Below are 17,803 nucleotides of genomic sequence, written 5' to 3' on the forward strand. Positions count from 1 at the left end.
GCGCTGCTTCTGTAGGAGAACTGCACTGAGACGCCCGGTCAGGCGACCATGGGGCCCAATCTCCTGCAGAAGCAGCGGCGCGGCGGGTCAGGCCTGCGGGATCGCCGCGACGACGTCGATCTCGACGAGGATGTTCGCGAGGCGCGAGCCGACCGTGGTGCGCACCGGGTAGGGCTCGGTGAAGAACTCGGCGTAGGCCTCGTTGTACTCGGCGAAGTCGGCGAGGTCCTCGAGGTGGGCGGTCACCTTCACGACGTCGTCGTGGGTGAGCCCGTACTCGGCGAGCACGGCGCCGATGTTGCGCAGCACCTGGCGGGTCTGCTCCTTCACGCCGCCCTCGACGACGAGGCCCGTCGCCGGGTCCTGCGGGCCGAAGCCCGCGGTGTACAGGAATCCGTTGGCGACGACGCCGTGGCTGTAGGGCCCGGCGGGCTTCGGCGCGTTCGAGAGCGTGACGGCGGTCTTGGACATGGGTTCCTCCTGGGTGTTCGTTCCGGTGGTCGGGGTGGTCTGGGGTGGTCTGGGGTGTGGTGCGGTTCGCGGTCTGCGGATGCCTCGGGCGCGACCCGAGGCATCCGTTCACCCGAGCTCGCGGGAGATGAGCTCGGCGGTCTCGCGCATCGCGGGCAGCTCGGCCTTCAGCCGGTCGAGGTCGGCGACCATGCGGATCGCCGTGACGGAGAGCGCGCCGACGACGCCCAGCGAACTGCGGATCGGCACGGCGATGCAGTTCACGAAGGCCTCGAACTCGCGGTCGTCGACGGCGTAGCCCCGGGCAGCGGTGAGCGCGAGCTCGCGGTCGAGCCGCTCGCGCGAGTCGATCGTGAGCTCCGTGTAGCGCTGCCAGACGACGCCGTCGAGCACGGCGTCGCGCCGGGCGGGGTCGATCCCCGCGAGGATCGCCTTGCCGACCGCTGAGCAGTAGGGGATCACGGCGCGGCCGATCCGGGAGTACATGCGCACCCCGGCCTCGTCCTCGGCCTTGTCGACGTAGACGATCGAGCGGTCCATGAGGGCGGCGAGGTGCACGGTGTTGCCCGTGCGGCGCTGCAGCCGGCGCACGTGCTCGGCGCCGGCCTCGCGCAGGTCGAGCGAGTCGAGCGCCTGCTTGGAGAGCGCGGCGAGCCGGGTACCGAGGGTGTACCTGCCCGAGCCCCGCTTGCGCACCCAGCCGACGGCCTCGAGCGCCTGCAGCTCGCGGAACATCGTCGACCGGTGCAGGCCGAACTCCTCGGCGAGTTCGGCGACGGTGCGCGGATCGGCCGCGATCGCGTCGATGATGTGCGCGGCGCGCGTCACGCTCTGCGACATGTCAGGCCCGCCCTTCGTTCGTCGGTGCGGCATCGACCGCTCGCCGGGCACGACGCAGGCCCCGCCCCGGCGTGGCACCGGTGAGCGCGCCGTCCGCGAGCACGGGCACTCCGGCGACGAACACGTCGTCGATGCCCGCGGCGAGTTCGAGGGGCGCGGCGTAGGAGGCCCCGGCGCGGACGCGCTCGGGGTCGACCAGCACGAGGTCGGCGACGGCGCCCTCGCGCACGAGACCCCGTTCGCCGAGCCCGAATCGGCGTGCCGCGCGCCCGGAGACGAGCGCCGAGGCATCCGGCCACCCGAGCATGCGCTGCTCGCCGACGAGGAGCGAGAGGTATCTCGCGAACGATCCTCGCGCCCTGGGGTGCGGATGGCGGCCGAGGAAGATGCCGTCGGATCCGCCGATCGCCGCGGGGTGCGAGAGGATCTCGGCGAGCTCGGCGTCGCTGCGCTCGTGCTGCACGGCCATCACGACGTTGACCTCGAGCCGCGAGGCCACGAGCACGTCGAGGGCGAAGTCGATCGCGTCGATCGCGTCGATCGGCTCGGCGGAGGCGGTCGAGGCGCCCCTCCGAGCGCTCGCCTCCGCCGCCTCGGCGAGGGTGAGCCCGTGCGCCCAGTCGTACTCGGGTGCGGCGATGTGCGCGAGCGTCAGCATCGCGGGCCAGTCGGGTCCGAGGCTCGCGTAGCCCGTGATCGTCGGGAACCAGTCGGCGCGCAGCCTCGCCCGCTCGGCGGGGTCGGCGAGCACCGCGAGCACCTCGGCGGCGGGTCGCACAGTCAGCTCGGCCGGCAGGATCGGCATGGCCAGGATCGAGCAGCCCCGCGTGTACGGGTAGGCGTCGAAGCTCGCGTCGACACCGGCCTCGGCGAGCCGCGCGAGCTCCCCGCGCACGATCGCGGGCGTCGCATGGAAGTGCGACACGTGCACGCGCACCCCGCTCGCCGTCGCGATCGCGCCGATCTCGTCGATGCCGGCCGCCGAGTTGGCCTCGTAGCCGCCGCGCATGTGCGTCACGTAGACGCCGCCCGCCGCGGCGACCGGACGCACGAGGGCGGCGAGCTCGGCGGCGTCGGCGAAGACGCCGGGCACGTAGTCGAGTCCGGTCGAGAGGCCGACGGCGCCGTCGGCGAGTCCGGATGCCACGAGCTCGCGCATCTCCTCGAGCTCGGCTGGGCTCGGCGTGGCGGTGGAGCGCCCCATGACGGCGAACCGCACGGTGCCGGCGGGCACGAGGGTCGCGACGTTGAGGGGGGTGGTGCCGTCGTAGCCGGCGAGGAGCGCGCCGATGCCGCCGCCCGCGTAGTTCGGGTGCCGCCCGTTGATCGCGGCGAAGTACTCCGTGCCGTAGGCGCCGTCGCCGGGGGCGTAGCCGACGCCGTCCTGTCCGCCGATGACGGTCGTGACACCCTGGCGCAGGAGTGCGAGCTGCACCTCGGGGTCGAACACGGCGCCGTCGGCGTGCGAGTGCGCGTCGACGAAGCCGGGCATGAGCAGGCGCCCTGCGGCGTCGACGACGGACGCCGGATGCGCGAGCGTCGCACCCGCACCGCGACCGCCTGCGGCGTCGATCGCTGCGATACGCCCACCGTCGAGCAGCACGTCGTGCAGCCCGGAGCGCTCGCCCGTCTCATCGACGATGCGCGCGTTCGTGACGAGCACCGGGCCGCGGGTGGTGTTCTCGGTCATCGCCGTCAGAACCTCGTGTGCACGAGGTCGACGACGAGGTCGCTCCCGGCGTGCTCGACGACGGGGATCCAGCGCCACTTGTCGAACGCGGTGCAGGGGTGCGAGAGCCCGAGCGCGACCACGTCGCCGATCGCGACGGGCAGGGCGGCGCCGGCATCGGCGCGAAGGTAGGCGTGCTGGTCGTTCACGGCGGTGACGGATGCCTCGTCGAGCGGCCGCCCCTCGACGCCGAGTGCGCTCGCGACGGCGAGCGGCACCGGCAGCCCTTCGTCGTAGGGGAGGTCGCGCTTGCCGCCGTCGAGGAGGGCGAGCCCGGGCTCGGGGTGCGAGACGACGCGGGCGTAGCCGCGCATCGCCGGCGTCAGCTCGCGATGGATGGGTGAGATGCCGCGGTAGAAGCCGTCGTCGTGCACGAGGGACGCGCCCGAGCGCAGCACCCAGCGGGTGTCGCCGCGCCCGGCGCCGGCCTCGATCTCGGGCGCGAAGACGTCGGCGACGAGGTCGAGGTAGGCGCTGCCGCCGGCGGTCACGATGAGCGGGCCGTCGGCGGGGTCGGCGAGCGTGCGTACCGCGCCATGCAGCTCGACGAGGTCGGCGAGGTAGTCGCGCACCGCCGCGACCGCGACCGAGGAGCGGTCGTGCCCGAGGCTGCCCTCGTACCCGGCGACGCCCGCGAGCCGCAGGACGGGCGAGTCGGCGATGCGGCGGGCGATCACGAGGGCCTCGTCGAGCCCGCGTGCGCCGGTGCGGCCGCCGCCGGCGCCGAGCTCGACGAGCACGGCGAGCGGACGGGCGAGCGCCGGGGCGCCGGGGCCGTTCGCGTTCGCGCCGGCGGCGAGGCCGCGCTCCATCGCCTCGACGGTTTCGACGGAGTCGGCCCACGACCAGAACTCGAAGGCGGGGTCGGCGAGTTCTGCGGCGACCCAGGCGAGCGCGTCGGGAGCGACGAGCGCGTTCGCGAGCATGATGGTGCCCACGCCGAAGGCGCGCGCGGTGCGCACCTGGCCCGGCGTCGCGAGGGTGAGGCCGGTGGCCCCGCCGTCGAGCTGGAGGCGCCAGAGCGCGGGGGCCATCGTCGTCTTGCCGTGCGGCATGAGCTCGAGGCCGCGCTCGTCGCACCAGCGCTGGATCGTCTCGGCGTTGTGCTCGAGGGCCGCACGATCGAGCGCCAGGAGCGGGGTCCAGAACTCGCCGAGCCGGGGCGCGGTGTCGAGGAACTCGTGAACGGTGAGCCCGGCCGCGCGCGGGGGCAGTCCCTTGTCGCCCTCGGTGAGGCGGGTGTCGGCGGTCTCGGCGAGCGGGGCGAGGCGGGGCATCCGATGATCACTTTCTGCGTGTTGCGTATTCTGCAACGCGTTTGCGCAGCAGTTGCACAACCGCCAGCATAGGCCGTGTGACCGCTGCTCCGCTGCCCGAGATCATCGCCATCGGCGAGACGATGGTGCTCGTGGCGCCCGCGCTCGCCGAACCGCTCGCCGAGGCCCGCGACTTCCACCTCGACGCGGGCGGCGCCGAGTCGAACGTCGCGTCGCACCTCGCCGCCCTCGGCCATGCCGCCGCCTGGGCGGGCCGGGTCGGCGACGACGCGCTCGGCCGTCGCCTCGTCGCGCAGCTCTCGGCCCGCGGCGTCGACACGCGCTACGTCGAACGCGACGCCGAGGCGCCGACCGGGCTCTACGTGAAGGACCCCGGCAACGGCGTGCAGTACTTCCGGGCCGGCTCCGCCGCCTCGAGGATGTCGCCCGGGTTCTTCGCCGCACTGCCGCTCGACGGCGTGCGGGTCGTGCACCTCAGCGGCATCACCGCGGCGCTCTCCGCCTCCTGCGACGCGATGCTCGACGCCGCCGTCGAGCGCATCGGCGCGAGTGGCGCGCTGCTCAGCTTCGACGTGAACCACCGGGCGGTGCTCTGGCCGGGCGATCCGTCCGACGCGCTCGCCGCTGCCGCGACGCGCCTCCGCGAACTCGCCGCCCGCGCCGACCTCGCCTTCGTCGGGCTCGACGAGGCCGAGCGGCTGTGGGGCACGGCGACGCCCGCCGAGGTGCGGGCGCTGCTGCCCGAGCCCGAGCGGCTCGTGGTGAAGGACGGCGACGTCGGGGCCACCGAGTTCGCGCGCGACGCGGACGGCGACGATGCCGTCGAGCACGTCGCCGCGCACCGAGTCGAGGTCGTCGAGGCCGTCGGTGCGGGCGATGCGTTCGCTGCGGGCTACCTGGGCGCGCTCCTCGACGGTCGTGACTCCGTCGAGCGGCTGCAGGCCGGCCACGACCGGGCGGTGCTCGTGCTCGCCGAGACGAGCGACTTCCCGCGCGAGCTCAGCGCCCCCTGATCCGACCGCGCACCACACGACCGCGCACTGCCCCACCGCGCACCGACCGACCCCGCTCCCAGTGAAAGGCCCCGTGATGACCACGATCGACAACGCCGCATTCGACACCCTTCTCGCGGGCCGCCCGCTGATGGCGATCTTCCGCGGCTTCGGCGTCGACCGCAGCCTCGCGCTGGCGCGTCAGGCATGGGATCTCGGCATCGACGTGGTCGAGCTGCCGATCCAGTCCGACGCCGACGTCGAGGCGCTCGCGGCCGTCGCCGAGGCCGGGCGCGCCGAGGGCCGGATCGTCGGCGCGGGCACCGTGGTGTCGCTGCGGCACGTCGAGCAAGCCGCCGCCGCGGGTGCGGGGTTCACGGTCAGCCCCGGGTTCGACGAGGCCGTCTCGCGCGCCTCGTTCGAGGCGGGCATGCCACCGCTCCCGGGTGTCGCGACGGCGACCGAGGTGCAGCGGGTGAGGGCGCTCGGCCTCACCTGGCTGAAGGCGTTCCCGGCCTCGCTCCTCGGACCCGGGTGGTTCGGCGCGATGGCCGGGCCGTTCCCCGAGGCGCGCTTCGTCGCCACGGGCGGCATGGATGCCTCGAACGCGGGCGAGTTCCTCGCCCGCGGGGTGCGCACGGTCGCCGTCGGTGCTGCGCTCGAGGATCCGGCCCAGCTGCCGGCGCTCTCCGCGCTGCTCGCGCGCTGAGGCCCAGGCCGTCACGACGGCGCCCGGTGCGGGGGATTCCCCGCACCGGGCGTCGTCGTTTCGCGTGCACGCCGCGTCGGCCGCCGCGCCGCTCGCCGTGGCATCCGGACTAATTGAATGAATTGTTTCCGGTTACTTCATTTTCTGTTAGGGTCGCTTCCAGTAACGACCGCACCCACGATCCTGCACGCGGCGTACTGCTCTTCCCACGCAATGAAGCACGAGAGGAATGACGGAACGATGATTCGATCCAAGCGCCGCATCGCGGTGGCGCTCGCAGCCGGGGCCGCCGCGCTCGCAGTCGGCCTGACCGGGTGCACGCCCTCGACCGGGTCGGGCGGCGACGCCGCGGTCCTCCGGGTCTGGGCCGGCAGCGCCACCCCCATCAACAACAACTTCAACCCGTTCGCGGTCGACACCGCCGTGCACGCCACCTTCGGTGCGATCTACGAGCCGCTGTTCTTCTTCAACCAGCTCTCGGCCGACGCACCCGTCGGGCTCATCGGCGACGGCTACGAGTACAGCGAAGACGGTCGAACGCTCACCGTGACGATCAAGCCCGACCTGAAGTGGAGCGACGGCGAAGACCTCACCGCCGCCGACGTCGCCTTCACCTTCGGCTACGGCTCGAACAAGTCGGAGCAGTTCGTGTCGGCTGAGGCGACCGACGACACCACGGTCGTGCTCACCTACACCGAGCCCCAGTTCACGAGCGCCTCGCTCACGCTCGGATCGACGTACATCATCCCCGAGCACATCTGGGCCTCGATCGACGACTTCATGGCCGAGACGAACCCCGAACCGGTCGGCTCCGGGCCGTACGTGCTGAAGAGCTTCTCCGACGCGGCGTACACCGTCGAGGCCAATGACCTCTTCCGCGACGGCGCTCCCGCCGTCGAACAGGTGCAGTACGTCGGGCTCGACTCGAACCAGTCGTCGCAGGACCTGCTCACCACCGGCAAGATCGATTGGGTCGGCCAGTTCATCGCGAACCCCGACGCCGTCACCGGGTCGGGCGAGATCACGACGCTCAACCAGCAGCAGGACCCGACCACGATCACGACGTGCGCCAACGCCGAGCTCGGGTGCGTCGGTCCGCAGACCGACCCGGCCGTGCGTCAGGCGATCAACCTCGCGATCGACCGCGCCACGATCGCCGAGAAGGCGTTCGCCGGCCTCGCGGGCGAGTCCTCGCCGTCGTTCACCCTGCAGCCGCGCGACGAGCAGTGGCTGAGCGACCCCGAGCTCGCCACGAGCCCGCAGCAGGCGGATGCCGCGGAGGCGGGCGCCGTCCTCGAGGCCGCCGGCTACACGAAGGGATCCGACGGGTTCTACGGCAAGGACGGGACGGCGATCGAGATCGACCTGTTCTCGCCCGACGGCTGGACCGACTACAACGACGCGGCGAAGCTCATCTCCGAGCAGGCGGCGGAGGCGGGCATCCGCATCAACGCCCGCACCGTCTCCGACGCCGAGTACTGGACGCCGATCCAGAACGGCGACTTCCAGATGGCGCTCTTCGGCCTCACGCAGAGCCTCGTCGCCGACCCGTACTCGAACTACCACGAGTACTTCGCCGGCACCTCGACCGCGAAGGTCGGCGAGCCCCCGCTCGTCGGGCAGAACTACTCGCGCTACACGAACCCGACGGTCGACGCGGCGGTGCTCGCAGCGGGTGCGACGCAGGACGTCGCGGCGAAGCAGGAGGCCTACGCGACGATCCAGGCCGAGATCGCGCGCGACCTCCCGTACATCCCGGTGGTGCTGAACGCCTCGCAGTCGTTCTTCAACACCGAGAAGTTCAGCGGGTGGCCGACCGAGGACGAGCTGTACGCCGCGCCCCTGCCGTATCTCGCAGTGGCCAACGCGGTCGTGCTCACGCACCTCACGCCGGTCGAGTAGGCCGAGCGGTCCCATGGAACGAACCTCCCCCACCTCGAGGACGGCAGCGGCATGAGCTTCTACCTTCGGCGGGTCGCCTTCTACCTGGTGACCCTCTGGGCGGCGATCTCGCTCAACTTCCTGCTCCCGCGGCTCCTCCCGGGCGACCCCGCGGCGATCATGCTCGGCAAGCTCCGGCGGGCCAGCGGCGGGCGCCCCCTCTCCGAGGAGACGATCGAGGCGATCACCTCGATCCTCGGCGCCGGGAAGGACATGTCCCTCTGGGACCAGTACGTGGCGTACTGGGGCCGGCTGCTGCAGGGAGACCTCGGGGTCTCCTCGACGCGGTACCCGGCCTCGGTCGCCGACCTCATCGCCGCGGCGCTGCCGTGGACGATCATCCTGGTCGGGGTCGCGACCGTCATCTCGTTCCTGCTCGGCATCATCGTCGGCGCGTGGGTGGGGTGGCGGCGCGGCACCTGGCTCGACCACCTCGTGCCGGTGACGACGGTCTTCCAGTCGATCCCGTACTTCTGGCTCGCGCTCGTGCTCGTCGCGGTGTTCTCGGTGCAGCTGGGACTCTTCCCGATCGTCGGCGGGTACGACGTCTTCGAGTTCCCGGCCGGTCCCGAGCTCAGCTGGGCGTTCATCGGCAGCGCGATCTACCACGCCATCCTCCCGGCGACCACGATCGTGCTCTCCTCGGTCGGCGGCTGGCTCCTCGGCATGCGCAACATGATGGTGTCGACGATGTCGGAGGACTACGTCGTCACCGCCGAGGCGAAGGGGCTGACGCCGCGCCGCGTGCGCACGAAGTACGCGTCGCGCAACGCGGCGATCCCGAGCCTCGCCGGATTCGGCATCGCGCTCGGCTTCGTCGTCGCGGGCTCGATCGTGATGGAGCAGGTGTTCAGCTACCCGGGCATCGGCAAGCTCATGATCCAGGCGGTGCAGGGCCTCGACTACGCGCTCATGCAGGGCGTGTTCCTCGTGATCACGCTCACGGTGCTCGCCGCCAACTTCTTCATGGACCTCATCTACGGCTTCATCGACCCGAGGGTGCGACACAATGGATGACTCCCAGCCCACCCTCGATCGCGCGACCGACGACTCCGGGTACGCGACGGGCGACGACGCGCCGTTCCAGTCGCCGGTCTCCGCCGAGGCCGTGCGCGAGACGAACCGGGAGGCGACCGCGACCGCGGCGATCGCGGCGGCCCGCGCGACGCGCGGCGGGCGGTTCCGCCACGTCCTGCCGAGTCGCTCGGGCAAGCTCGTCGCGGGGGTCGTGATCGTCGGGCTCATCACCCTGTTCGGCATCTTCGGGCCGATGATCGCCCAGCCGCCCCGCGACTCGAGCAACGAGGCGCTGCAGCCGCCCTCGGCCGAGCACTGGCTCGGCACGACGAAGCTCGGCTACGACGTCTTCTCCCAGCTGGCCTGGGGCACGCAGGGCTCGCTCTTCATCGGGCTCGTCGCGGGCATCGTCGCCCTGCTCCTCGCGGTGATCTTCGGCGTCTTCGCCGGCTACTTCGGCGGCGTGCTCGACGAGGTGCTCACCCTCTTCACGAACATCGTGCTCGTGATCCCGGGCCTGCCCGTCGTCATGGTGATCGCCGCCTACGTGCAGAACGCCGAGGGGCTCGGGCCGCTCGCCCGCAGCTCGCTCCTCGTCGCGCTCGTGCTCGGCATCACCGGCTGGGCCGGGTCGGCGGTGGTGCTGCGGGCGCAGGCGCGCTCGCTCCGCACCCGCGAGTACGTCGCCGCGGCCCGGGTCGCGGGCGAGAAGCCCGGCCGCATCATCTTCGTCGAGATCCTGCCGAACCTCGTGCCGCTGCTCGCCGCCCAGTTCATCTTCGGCGTGATCTTCGCCGTGCTCGGCGAGGCCGGCCTCTCGTACCTCGGGCTCGGGCCGACCGGTTCGATCACCCTCGGCACGATGCTGAACGACGCCCAGACCGGCCAGGCCGTCGGCACCGGCGCCTGGTGGTGGTTCGTGCCGCCCGGCCTCGTCATCGCCGCCCTCGGCGCCGGGCTCGCCCTCATCAACTTCGCGATCGACGAGGTCGTGAACCCGAAGCTCAGGCTCGCGCCTGAGAACGCGAAGCGCCAGCGCCGGGCCGCCAAGGCCGGCCGGGGCGTCGCCGACACCGGAGCTTTCGCATGAACCCAACGAACCCCGTGATCGCCACGGACCCCATGAACGGCGCGGTCGCCCTCGGCGAGCCGGTGCTCACCGCGCGCGACGTCTCGATCGAGTACGAGGTCGACCCGCCGGTGAAGGCCGTGCGTGGCGCGTCGATCACCCTGCACCGCGGCGAGATCCTGGGACTCGCGGGGGAGTCGGGATGCGGCAAGACGACCCTCGCGTACGGCCTCAACCGCCTGCTCAAGGCCCCGGCGCTCATGACCGGGGGCGAGGTCGTGTTCCACGACGCATCCGGCGCCGACATCGACGTCGTCGCACTCGACGGCGAATCGCTGCGGAAGTACCGCTGGGACAAGGTGTCGATGGTCTTCCAGGGCTCGATGAACTCGCTGAACCCCGTCATGAGCGTCCGCAAGCAGCTGGCCGACGTGTTCCTCACGCACCGCCCCGCGATGAAGCGGGCCGAGCGCGAAGCGCGCTGCGCCGAGCTCCTCAGCCTCGTCGGCGTCGACCCCGCGCGGCTCTCGAGCTTCCCGCACGAGCTGTCGGGCGGCATGCGCCAGCGGGTGATGATCGCGATGGCGCTCGCCCTCGACCCGCAGGTCATGATCATGGACGAGCCGACGACCGCGCTCGACGTCGTCGTGCAGCGCGGCATCATCCGCGAGATCATGCGGCTGCGCGAGCGGCTCGGCTTCGCGGTGATCTTCATCACGCACGACCTGCCGCTGCTCATCGAGATCAGCGACCGCATCGCGATCATGCTCGACGGCGAGATCGTCGAGCAGGGCGCGTCCGAGCAGATCTACCGAGCTCCCGGGCATCCGTACACCCGGCGGCTGCTGTCGAGCTTCCCGAGCCTGCGCGGCGAGCGCGGCGACTTCATCCGGACGGGTGCGGCGATGGGCGGTGCGGCATGAGCGGGCGCACTGGGCCCCTCGAGGTCACGACCCTCGAGGCGCGGAACCTCGTCAAGGACTTCCGCCTGCGGAGCGGCGTGAACGTGCGCACCCTCAATGCGGTGCGGGATGTCTCGTTCACCCTCGAGCCCGGGCGCACCATCGCCCTGGTCGGCGAGTCCGGTTCGGGCAAGTCGACGATCGCACGGATGATGGCGAAGCTCGAGACCCCGACCTCCGGCGAGGTGCTCCTCGACGGGCGCGTGAGCGCGACCCGGGGGAGCGGCCTCGCCCGCTACCGACGCGACGTGCAGATGGTCTTCCAGGATCCGTTCAGCTCGCTGAACCCGTTCCATCCGATCCGGCACCACCTCGAGCGGCCGCTGCGCATCCACCACCCGCGGCTCTCGTCGAGGGAGGTCCGCGAACGCGCGGAGGAGCTGCTCGAGCGTGTGCGGCTCTCGCCGGCTTCGACGTTCGCCGACCGCCGGCCGCACGAGCTCTCGGGCGGTCAGCGGCAGCGCGTCGCGATCGCGCGGGCGCTCGCGCCCGGGGCCCGGTTCATCATCGCCGACGAGCCGGTGTCGATGCTCGACGTGTCGATCCGCCTGGGCGTGCTGAACCTGCTCGCCGAGCTGCAGCGGCAGGAGCACCTCGGGGTGCTCTACATCACCCACGACCTCGCGACCGCGCGGCACTTCTCGGACGAGATCCTCGTGATGTACCGCGGCGAGATCGTCGAGCGCGGGCCGAGCGAGCAGGTGATCCTCGATCCGCAGCACGACTACACGAAGACCCTGCTGGAGGCGGCCGCCGATCCCGATCGGCTCGGACGGCTGCGCGACGAGGTGCGGAGCGGCGGGTGATCCAATCAGTAAACATTGTTTTCAGATAGAGTGACCACGAACACGATTCGCGAGAGGCGGACAGCATGAGCCAGATCGACCCGGGCACCCCGACGTGGCTCGCGGCGCGCAACGACCGCACCGCGTTCCGCCTCCTGCTCGAGCACGGACCGCTCACGCGTTCGCGCCTCGGCGAGCTGACTGGGCTGTCGAAGCCGACGGCATCGCAGATGCTCGCACGGCTCGAGCGGGTGGGCCTCATCCATCCCGTCGGCGAGCGTTCGGGAGGGCGCGGGCCGAACGCGGTGACCTACGGCGTGCGCACCGACCGCATCACCGGGGTCGCAATCTCGATCCTCGACCGATCCATCCAGGCGGTGGTCGTCGACGCGGTCGACCACGACCACCCGATCGTCGAGATCGCGACGGCCGACGGCGACCGCACGCCCGAGGGCGACGTCCGCGACGCCGTCCGCGCGGCCTGCGCCAGCGCGGGCATCGACGAGCACACGGTGAGCCGCGTCGTGATCGGCGTCCAGGCCGCGTTCTTCGTCGAGGGCGACGAGCTCTCGTTCACCGACACGCTGCCCGGCTGGCCGGCGATCGGCGCCCGCGCGCGCATCGAGCGGGCGCTCGGCATCCAGGTGACTATCGACAACGACGTGAACCTCGCGACGATGGCCGAGCGCTCGGCCGGAGCGGCGCAGCAGGCGTCGAGCTTCGCACTGTTCTGGATCGGCGACGGCCTCGGCGTCGGCGTCGACCTGGGCGGCACCGTCCACCGGGGCGCCTCCGGCGGGGCCGGCGAGATCGGCTACCTCGCGGTGCCGCGCGCGGCGGCCGCGTTCGCACCGACCGCGAACGACTTCACCGATCTGCTCGGCGGCCCGGCCGTCGCGCGGATGCTGGGCGACGGCGACCAGGCGCTCGCCGAGGTCCTGCCCCGCCTCGCGGGCGACGACGCGGCGCTCTCGGCGCTCGCCGACCGGGTCATCCTGGCGGTCGACCCGCTGCTCGCGATCCTCGACCCCTCGATGATCGTGCTCGGCGGCCCCACCGGCACCGCGGGCGGTGCTCGGCTCGCCGAGCTCGTCGCCGGCCGCGTCGACCCTGCGGCCCACCCCAAGCTCGCGGTGCGCACGAGCGGCGCCGGCGCGCAGCCGGTGCTCCTCGGCGCGCGCCAGCAGCTCGTCGACCAGATCCGCGATCAGCTCGAGGCGGACATCTCGCTCGCCACCTGACCCGCCTCCGAGCGGCGGATGCCGGGGCATCCGCCGCCAGGCCACGATCTTCGCTCCGCGCCGCTGCGCGCGGGGCGCACCACGCACGGAATGAGGACCAATGAAGCTCGCCATCGTCGGCGGAGGATCCACCTACACGCCCGAACTCATCGACGGGTTCGCCCGCCTCCGCGACACCCTGCCGCTCGAGGAGATCCGGCTCGTCGACACCGACCCGCACCGGCTCTCGCTCGTCGCGGGGATGTCGCGGCGCATGCTCGAGCATGCGGGGCATCCGGCCGCCGTGATCGGCACCACCGACCTCGTCGCCGGCGTCGCCGACGCCGACGCGGTGCTGATCCAGTTGCGCGTCGGCGGGCAGGACGCCCGTCACGCCGACGAGACCTGGCCCCACGAGGCCGGCTGTATCGGCCAGGAGACGACCGGGCCGGGCGGGCTCGCCAAGGCGCTCCGCACCGTGCCGGTCGTGCTCCGCATCGCCGAGGTCGTGCGCGCCCACGCGAAGCCCGACGCCTGGATCGTCGACTTCACGAACCCGGTCGGCATCGTGACTCGGGCGCTGCTCGAGGCGGGCCACCGCGCCGTCGGCCTCTGCAACGTCGCGATCGGGTTCCAGCGCCGCTTCGCCGCGATGTTCGACGTCGACCACGACCGGGTGAACCTCGGCCACGTCGGGCTCAACCACCTGACTTGGGAGCGCAGCGTCGTCGTCGACGGCGAGGACCGCCTGCCGGGGCTCCTGCAGCACCGGCTCGGCGACCTCGCCGAGGAGGTGCACCTCGCTCCGGCCCTCATCGCCCAGCTCGGCGTCGTGCCCTCGTACTACCTTCGGTACTTCTACGCGCACGACGAGGTGCTGCGCGAGCAGCTGCGCGAACCCACGAGGGCCGAGGCCGTCCGCGCGATCGAGCGAGAGCTCCTCGAGCTCTACGCCGACGACGCCCAGCACGAGAAGCCCGCCGCCCTCGAGGGGCGCGGCGGCGCGTTCTACTCGGAGGCGGCGATCGAGCTCCTCGCGGCGATGCGCGACGGCGGGAGCCGCTCCCGCGTGGTCAACCTGCGCAACGACGGCGTGCTGCCGTTCCTGCCCGACGACCACGTCATCGAGGTGCCGGCCGTGTTCCGCGACGGGGGATTCGTCGCGGAACCGGTCGCGCCGCTTCCCGACGACATCCGCGGGCTCGTCTCGGGCGTCGCCGGATACGAGCGGCTCGCGCTCGACGCGGCGCTGCACGGCGGTCGGGATCGCGTGCTCCGCGCCATGCGCGCGCACCCGCTGGTGCTGCAGCACGACCGGGCCGAGCAGCTCACCGACCTGCTCCTGGCCGAGAACGCGCGCTTCCTGGAGTGGGCGTGACCGGGGGCGCGGCGGGCGTCGGCGAGGATGCCCCGCCGCCGCCGCCGCCGGTCGTCGTGGCCGTCGACGGCGGCGGCTCGAAGACCGACGCCGTCGCGCTCACGCTCGACGGCGAGCTCGTCGCGCACCGGCGCGGCCCGGGGTCGAGCCCGCACTTCGAAGGGCTCGGCGCCTCCGTCGCCCAGGTCGACGGCCTCGTGCGGCAGGTCGCGGGGGAGCACCCCGTCGCGCACACCGGCCTCTACCTCTCGGGCCTCGACCTGCCGGTCGAGATCGAGCAGTACGCCGGCGCGATCGCGGGCCTCGGGTGGGCCGCGGGAGCCGTCGTCGAGAACGATCTCTACGCGCTCCTCCGCGCTGGCACCGATTCGCCCGACGCGGTCGCGGTCGTCTGCGGCACCGGCGTGAACGCGATCGGCGTCCGAGCCGACGGCGCCGTCGTGCGCTTCCCGGCACTCGGGCCGCTGTCGGGCGACTGGGGCGGTGGCTCGGGGCTCGGCGAAGCGGTGCTCTGGCACGCCGCGCGCGCGGTCGACGGCCGCGGGCCCGATACGATCCTGGTCGGGGAGCTGCTCCGGAGGATCGGCGTCGCCTCCGTGCCCGAGCTCATCGAGGAGCTCCACTTCGGGCGGCGCGACTCCTCCGAGCTGACCGCCCTCGCCCCGGCGGTGTTCGACGCCGCACGTGGCGGTGACGCCGTCGCGATCGCGCTCGTCGACCGCCAGGCCGACGAGATCGCCGCGTTCGCCCGGGCGAGCCTCACGCGGCTCGGCCTCCTCGATCGGCCGGTGCCGGTCGTGCTCGGCGGCGGCATCGCCCAGTCGGGCGACGAGCGCCTGCTCGGGGGCGTCCGCGAACGCCTCGCCGCGGTCGCGCCGCTCGCGCGCCTCTCGGTCGTGGACTCGGCGCCCATCGTCGGCGCAGCGCTGCTCTCCCTCGCCGCGGCGGGCGCCGGCGCGCCCGCGCTCGAGCGCGCCCGTGAAGCGGTCGCGGCCGCGGCGGCCCAGGCGGCGGTGCTCGTGCCGTAGCGGGCGGATCCGGCCGGCACGGCAGGGTGACGGCGCCGACGTCAGGGCGTACGCTCGGCGCATGGGCATCCCGCAGCGATTCTCACTCGTGACCCTCGGCGTCGCCGACGTCGAGACGGCCACCGCGTTCTACCACCGGCTCGGCTGGCGCGAAGCGCGCTCCACCGTCGCCGGGGAGATCACCTTCTTCGCCACGCCGGGCGGCGTCCTCGCTCTCTGGGAGACGGCCGAACTCGCGAAGGACGCGGCGCTGCCGACCTTCCACGCGAACGCGCCGGGGTTCAGGGCGGTGGCGCTCGCCATCAACCTCGCCTCGCGCGAGGAGGTCGACGACGCCGTCGGCGACTGGGTGCTCGCCGGCGGCTCGATCGCCAAGGCGGCCTCCGAGACCGAGTGGGGCGGGTACAGCGGCTACGTCGCCGACCCCGACGGCAACCTCTGGGAGCTCGCGCACAACCCCGGTTGGCCGCTCGACGAGCGAGGCCTACCGCAGCTCGGCTGACCGCGCAGCGGCGCGCCGAGTCATCCGAGGAAATGGGCCGGTCAAGGGCACCCTCGAAGCCCATCTACACTGGAACCCGTGAATTCAGAGGAAACCGTCGACGTCGTTCTGATCGGCGGGGGCATCATGAGCGCGACGCTCGGCTCCCTCATCTCCCAGTTGCAGCCCGACTGGACGATCCGCGTCTACGAGCGCCTGGGCGAGGTCGCGCAGGAGTCCTCCAACGCCTGGAACAACGCGGGCACCGGCCACGCGGCGCTCTGCGAGCTCAACTACATGCCCGAGAACGCCGACGGCAGCGTGAGCTCGACCAAGGCGGTGTCGATCAACGAGCAGTTCCAGGTGAGCCGCCAGTACTGGGCCTACCTCGTCGCGAAGGGCGCGTTGCCCGAGCCGCACAACTTCATCAACTCGGCCCCGCACATGACCTTCGTCCGCGGTGCGGCGAACATCGAGTACCTCAAGAAGCGGGTCGAGGCGCTGAAGGACGAGCCGCTCTTCCCCGACATGGAGTTCACTGAGGACCTCGAGCGCATCGCCGAGTGGACCCCGCTCCTCGCGAAGAAGCGCAATCCTCGCGCCCGCGTCGCGGCAACGCGGATGGAAGCCGGCACCGATGTCGACTACGGCGCGCTGACGAAGTACCTCATGCACGACATGGAGCAGCGCGGCGCCTCCATCCAGACGAACCACCAGGTCACGTGGCTCAAGCGGCTGAAGGACGGCCGGTGGAAGCTCCGGCTCCGCCACACCGTCGGCAACACGCCCAAGACCGTGATCGCCCGCTTCGTGTTCGTCGGCGCAGGCGGCGGCGCGCTCGCGCTGCTGCAGCACTCGGGCATCCCCGAGATCAAGGGCTTCGGCGGATTCCCGATCTCCGGGCAGTTCCTGCGCACGACCAACCCGAAGCTCGTCGCACAGCACCACGCCAAGGTCTACGGCAAGGCCGCCGTCGGCGCCCCGCCGATGTCGGTGCCCCACCTCGACACCCGTGTCGTCGACGGCGAGACGGCGCTGCTGTTCGGCCCGTACGCGGGCTTCACGCCGAAGTTCCTCAAGACCAGCACCTGGTTCGACCTGCCCTTCTCCATCCGCCTGCACAACCTCGGGCCGATGCTCCAGGTCGGCCTCAAGAACTTCGACCTCGTGAAGTACCTCGTCGGCGAGCTCATGGCGAACCGCGAGAAGAAGATGAAGGCGCTGCGCGAGTTCATGCCCACGGCCAAGACCGAGGACTGGGAGCTCATCACCGCCGGTCAGCGCGTGCAGGTCATGAAGAAGGACCCTGAGAAGGGCGGCATCCTGCAGTTCGGCACCGAGGTCATCACCGGAGCCGACGGCACGATCGCCGGTCTCCTCGGCGCCTCGCCCGGTGCGTCGACCGCCGCGCCGATCATGCTCGACGTGCTCTCGCGCTGCTTCCCCGACCGCATGGCGGAGTGGGAGCCGAAGCTCCGCGAGATGATCCCGAGCTACGGCACCGAGCTCTCGGCCGACCCGGCCGCCGCCGAGGCGTCGCTGAAGGCGACCGCCGAGGTGCTCAAGCTCTCGGCCTGACGATTCGTCTCGTGCCGGCGGGGGCGCCTGTTTGCGCCCGCGCCGGCACGCTGCTACGGTCGTACACGCTATGAAGTGAGCACACCCCCTCGTCCCGCGCCTGAGGCGCCGTTGACGTCGGGTGTGCACACGGTCCTGATCGACCCGTGCTGATCGCGACTGCGGTCTCGTGCACCCACGCCCGGCAATGCCCGGCGGGATCCACTCCGCTCCCGAACGGTCGCCGCATCCGCAGCGAACGCGCGGGCCGAGGTGTCGCACGCGACGCCCGGCACCGCCGGTGCACCGGACGGACCGCGTCGTCGCCGTGGCATCCGGCGGCCGTT

Annotated in this window: 16 protein-coding genes; 12 read left to right on the forward strand and 4 right to left on the reverse strand. The window is 72.2% G+C overall.

The genetic code is table 11. The annotated features are described in order from the left end of the window. Positions 1 to 87 precede the first annotated feature (87 nt). The 4 genes from ACFVTR_RS02540 to ACFVTR_RS02555 all read right to left on the reverse strand — a co-directional run bounded on the left by ACFVTR_RS02540 (position 88) and on the right by ACFVTR_RS02555 (position 4,317). Positions 88 to 471: a RidA family protein gene (locus tag ACFVTR_RS02540; protein WP_157422311.1), complete on the reverse strand. Its 384-nt coding sequence runs from the start codon at positions 469 to 471 to the stop codon at positions 88 to 90. 108 nt (positions 472 to 579) lie between these two features. Continuing rightward, positions 580 to 1,311 carry an IclR family transcriptional regulator gene (locus ACFVTR_RS02545; RefSeq protein ID WP_387034454.1) on the reverse strand — a complete coding sequence of 244 codons (732 nt, stop codon included), beginning with the start codon at positions 1,309 to 1,311 and terminating at the stop codon, positions 580 to 582. Between the two features lies 1 nt (position 1,312). Next, positions 1,313 to 3,001, reverse strand: a complete 1,689-nt coding sequence (locus ACFVTR_RS02550) for an amidohydrolase family protein (RefSeq protein WP_387034455.1) — start codon at positions 2,999 to 3,001, stop codon at positions 1,313 to 1,315. 5 nt (positions 3,002 to 3,006) lie between these two features. Further along, positions 3,007 to 4,317 carry an alanine racemase gene (locus ACFVTR_RS02555; protein ID WP_387034456.1) on the reverse strand — a complete coding sequence of 437 codons (1,311 nt, stop codon included), beginning with the start codon at positions 4,315 to 4,317 and terminating at the stop codon, positions 3,007 to 3,009. A gap of 77 nt (positions 4,318 to 4,394) precedes the next feature. Here ACFVTR_RS02555 and ACFVTR_RS02560 point away from each other — a divergent pair, with 77 nt between their 5' ends. The 12 genes from ACFVTR_RS02560 (at position 4,395) to ACFVTR_RS02615 (ending at position 17,477) form a co-directional block, all read left to right on the forward strand. Then, positions 4,395 to 5,330, forward strand: coding sequence for a sugar kinase (locus tag ACFVTR_RS02560; protein WP_387034458.1), 936 nt, complete (start codon positions 4,395 to 4,397; stop codon positions 5,328 to 5,330). A 76-nt stretch (positions 5,331 to 5,406) separates the two neighbouring features. Further along, entirely contained in the window at positions 5,407 to 6,018 is a 612-nt protein-coding gene (locus ACFVTR_RS02565; protein WP_387034460.1) for a bifunctional 4-hydroxy-2-oxoglutarate aldolase/2-dehydro-3-deoxy-phosphogluconate aldolase, read from the forward strand. A 240-nt stretch (positions 6,019 to 6,258) separates the two neighbouring features. Continuing rightward, entirely contained in the window at positions 6,259 to 7,920 is a 1,662-nt protein-coding gene (locus ACFVTR_RS02570) for an ABC transporter substrate-binding protein (RefSeq protein WP_387034462.1), read from the forward strand. Between the two features lie 51 nt (positions 7,921 to 7,971). Then, a complete protein-coding gene (locus ACFVTR_RS02575; protein ID WP_387034464.1) occupies positions 7,972 to 8,976 on the forward strand; it encodes an ABC transporter permease in 1,005 nt (334 codons plus the stop codon). Next, positions 8,969 to 10,066 (forward strand): ABC transporter permease, encoded by a 1,098-nt coding sequence (locus ACFVTR_RS02580; RefSeq protein ID WP_157422317.1) that lies wholly within the window; start codon positions 8,969 to 8,971, stop codon positions 10,064 to 10,066. The genes ACFVTR_RS02575 and ACFVTR_RS02580 overlap by 8 nt, the downstream gene beginning before the upstream one ends. Beyond that, positions 10,063 to 10,968, forward strand: a complete 906-nt coding sequence (locus tag ACFVTR_RS02585) for an ABC transporter ATP-binding protein (protein ID WP_387034466.1) — start codon at positions 10,063 to 10,065, stop codon at positions 10,966 to 10,968. The genes ACFVTR_RS02580 and ACFVTR_RS02585 overlap by 4 nt, the downstream gene beginning before the upstream one ends. Beyond that, positions 10,965 to 11,813, forward strand: a complete 849-nt coding sequence (locus ACFVTR_RS02590) for an ABC transporter ATP-binding protein (RefSeq protein ID WP_387034467.1) — start codon at positions 10,965 to 10,967, stop codon at positions 11,811 to 11,813. Before ACFVTR_RS02585 ends, ACFVTR_RS02590 begins: the two co-directional genes overlap by 4 nt. Before the next feature lie 65 nt (positions 11,814 to 11,878). Next, positions 11,879 to 13,033: an ROK family protein gene (locus ACFVTR_RS02595; protein ID WP_387034469.1), complete on the forward strand. Its 1,155-nt coding sequence runs from the start codon at positions 11,879 to 11,881 to the stop codon at positions 13,031 to 13,033. Positions 13,034 to 13,133: 100 nt separating this feature from the next. Next, on the forward strand, positions 13,134 to 14,390 hold the full coding sequence (locus ACFVTR_RS02600; protein ID WP_387034471.1) for a 6-phospho-beta-glucosidase: 1,257 nt from the start codon (positions 13,134 to 13,136) through the stop codon (positions 14,388 to 14,390). After that, positions 14,387 to 15,418 (forward strand): N-acetylglucosamine kinase, encoded by a 1,032-nt coding sequence (locus ACFVTR_RS02605; RefSeq protein WP_387034473.1) that lies wholly within the window; start codon positions 14,387 to 14,389, stop codon positions 15,416 to 15,418. Before ACFVTR_RS02600 ends, ACFVTR_RS02605 begins: the two co-directional genes overlap by 4 nt. Positions 15,419 to 15,479: 61 nt before the next feature. Continuing rightward, positions 15,480 to 15,920: a VOC family protein gene (locus ACFVTR_RS02610; RefSeq protein ID WP_376941221.1), complete on the forward strand. Its 441-nt coding sequence runs from the start codon at positions 15,480 to 15,482 to the stop codon at positions 15,918 to 15,920. Positions 15,921 to 15,998: 78 nt separating this feature from the next. After that, the gene (locus ACFVTR_RS02615; protein ID WP_376941220.1) at positions 15,999 to 17,477 is read left to right on the forward strand and encodes a malate:quinone oxidoreductase; all 1,479 of its coding nucleotides are present in this window, start codon (positions 15,999 to 16,001) and stop codon (positions 17,475 to 17,477) included. Positions 17,478 to 17,803: the final 326 nt, after the last annotated feature.

The sequence above is a fragment of the Agromyces sp. NPDC058126 genome, assembly GCF_042884595.1.
Lineage (GTDB): Bacteria > Actinomycetota > Actinomycetes > Actinomycetales > Microbacteriaceae > Agromyces.

Excerpts from the sequence above, each read along its gene's own strand:
- ACFVTR_RS02570 (WP_387034462.1), top strand. The coding sequence starts at position 6,259 with ATGATTCGATCCAAGCGCCGCATCGCGGTGGCGCTCGCAGCCGGGGCC.
- ACFVTR_RS02565 (WP_387034460.1), top strand. The coding sequence starts at position 5,407 with ATGACCACGATCGACAACGCCGCATTCGACACCCTTCTCGCGGGCCGC.
- ACFVTR_RS02590 (WP_387034467.1), top strand. The coding sequence starts at position 10,965 with ATGAGCGGGCGCACTGGGCCCCTCGAGGTCACGACCCTCGAGGCGCGG.
- ACFVTR_RS02585 (WP_387034466.1), top strand. The coding sequence starts at position 10,063 with ATGAACCCAACGAACCCCGTGATCGCCACGGACCCCATGAACGGCGCG.
- ACFVTR_RS02610 (WP_376941221.1), top strand. The coding sequence starts at position 15,480 with ATGGGCATCCCGCAGCGATTCTCACTCGTGACCCTCGGCGTCGCCGAC.
- ACFVTR_RS02575 (WP_387034464.1), top strand. The coding sequence starts at position 7,972 with ATGAGCTTCTACCTTCGGCGGGTCGCCTTCTACCTGGTGACCCTCTGG.
- ACFVTR_RS02555 (WP_387034456.1), bottom strand. The coding sequence starts at position 4,317 with ATGCCCCGCCTCGCCCCGCTCGCCGAGACCGCCGACACCCGCCTCACC.
- ACFVTR_RS02540 (WP_157422311.1), bottom strand. The coding sequence starts at position 471 with ATGTCCAAGACCGCCGTCACGCTCTCGAACGCGCCGAAGCCCGCCGGG.
- ACFVTR_RS02545 (WP_387034454.1), bottom strand. The coding sequence starts at position 1,311 with ATGTCGCAGAGCGTGACGCGCGCCGCGCACATCATCGACGCGATCGCG.
- ACFVTR_RS02550 (WP_387034455.1), bottom strand. The coding sequence starts at position 3,001 with ATGACCGAGAACACCACCCGCGGCCCGGTGCTCGTCACGAACGCGCGC.
- ACFVTR_RS02580 (WP_157422317.1), top strand. The coding sequence starts at position 8,969 with ATGGATGACTCCCAGCCCACCCTCGATCGCGCGACCGACGACTCCGGG.
- ACFVTR_RS02595 (WP_387034469.1), top strand. The coding sequence starts at position 11,879 with ATGAGCCAGATCGACCCGGGCACCCCGACGTGGCTCGCGGCGCGCAAC.
- ACFVTR_RS02600 (WP_387034471.1), top strand. The coding sequence starts at position 13,134 with ATGAAGCTCGCCATCGTCGGCGGAGGATCCACCTACACGCCCGAACTC.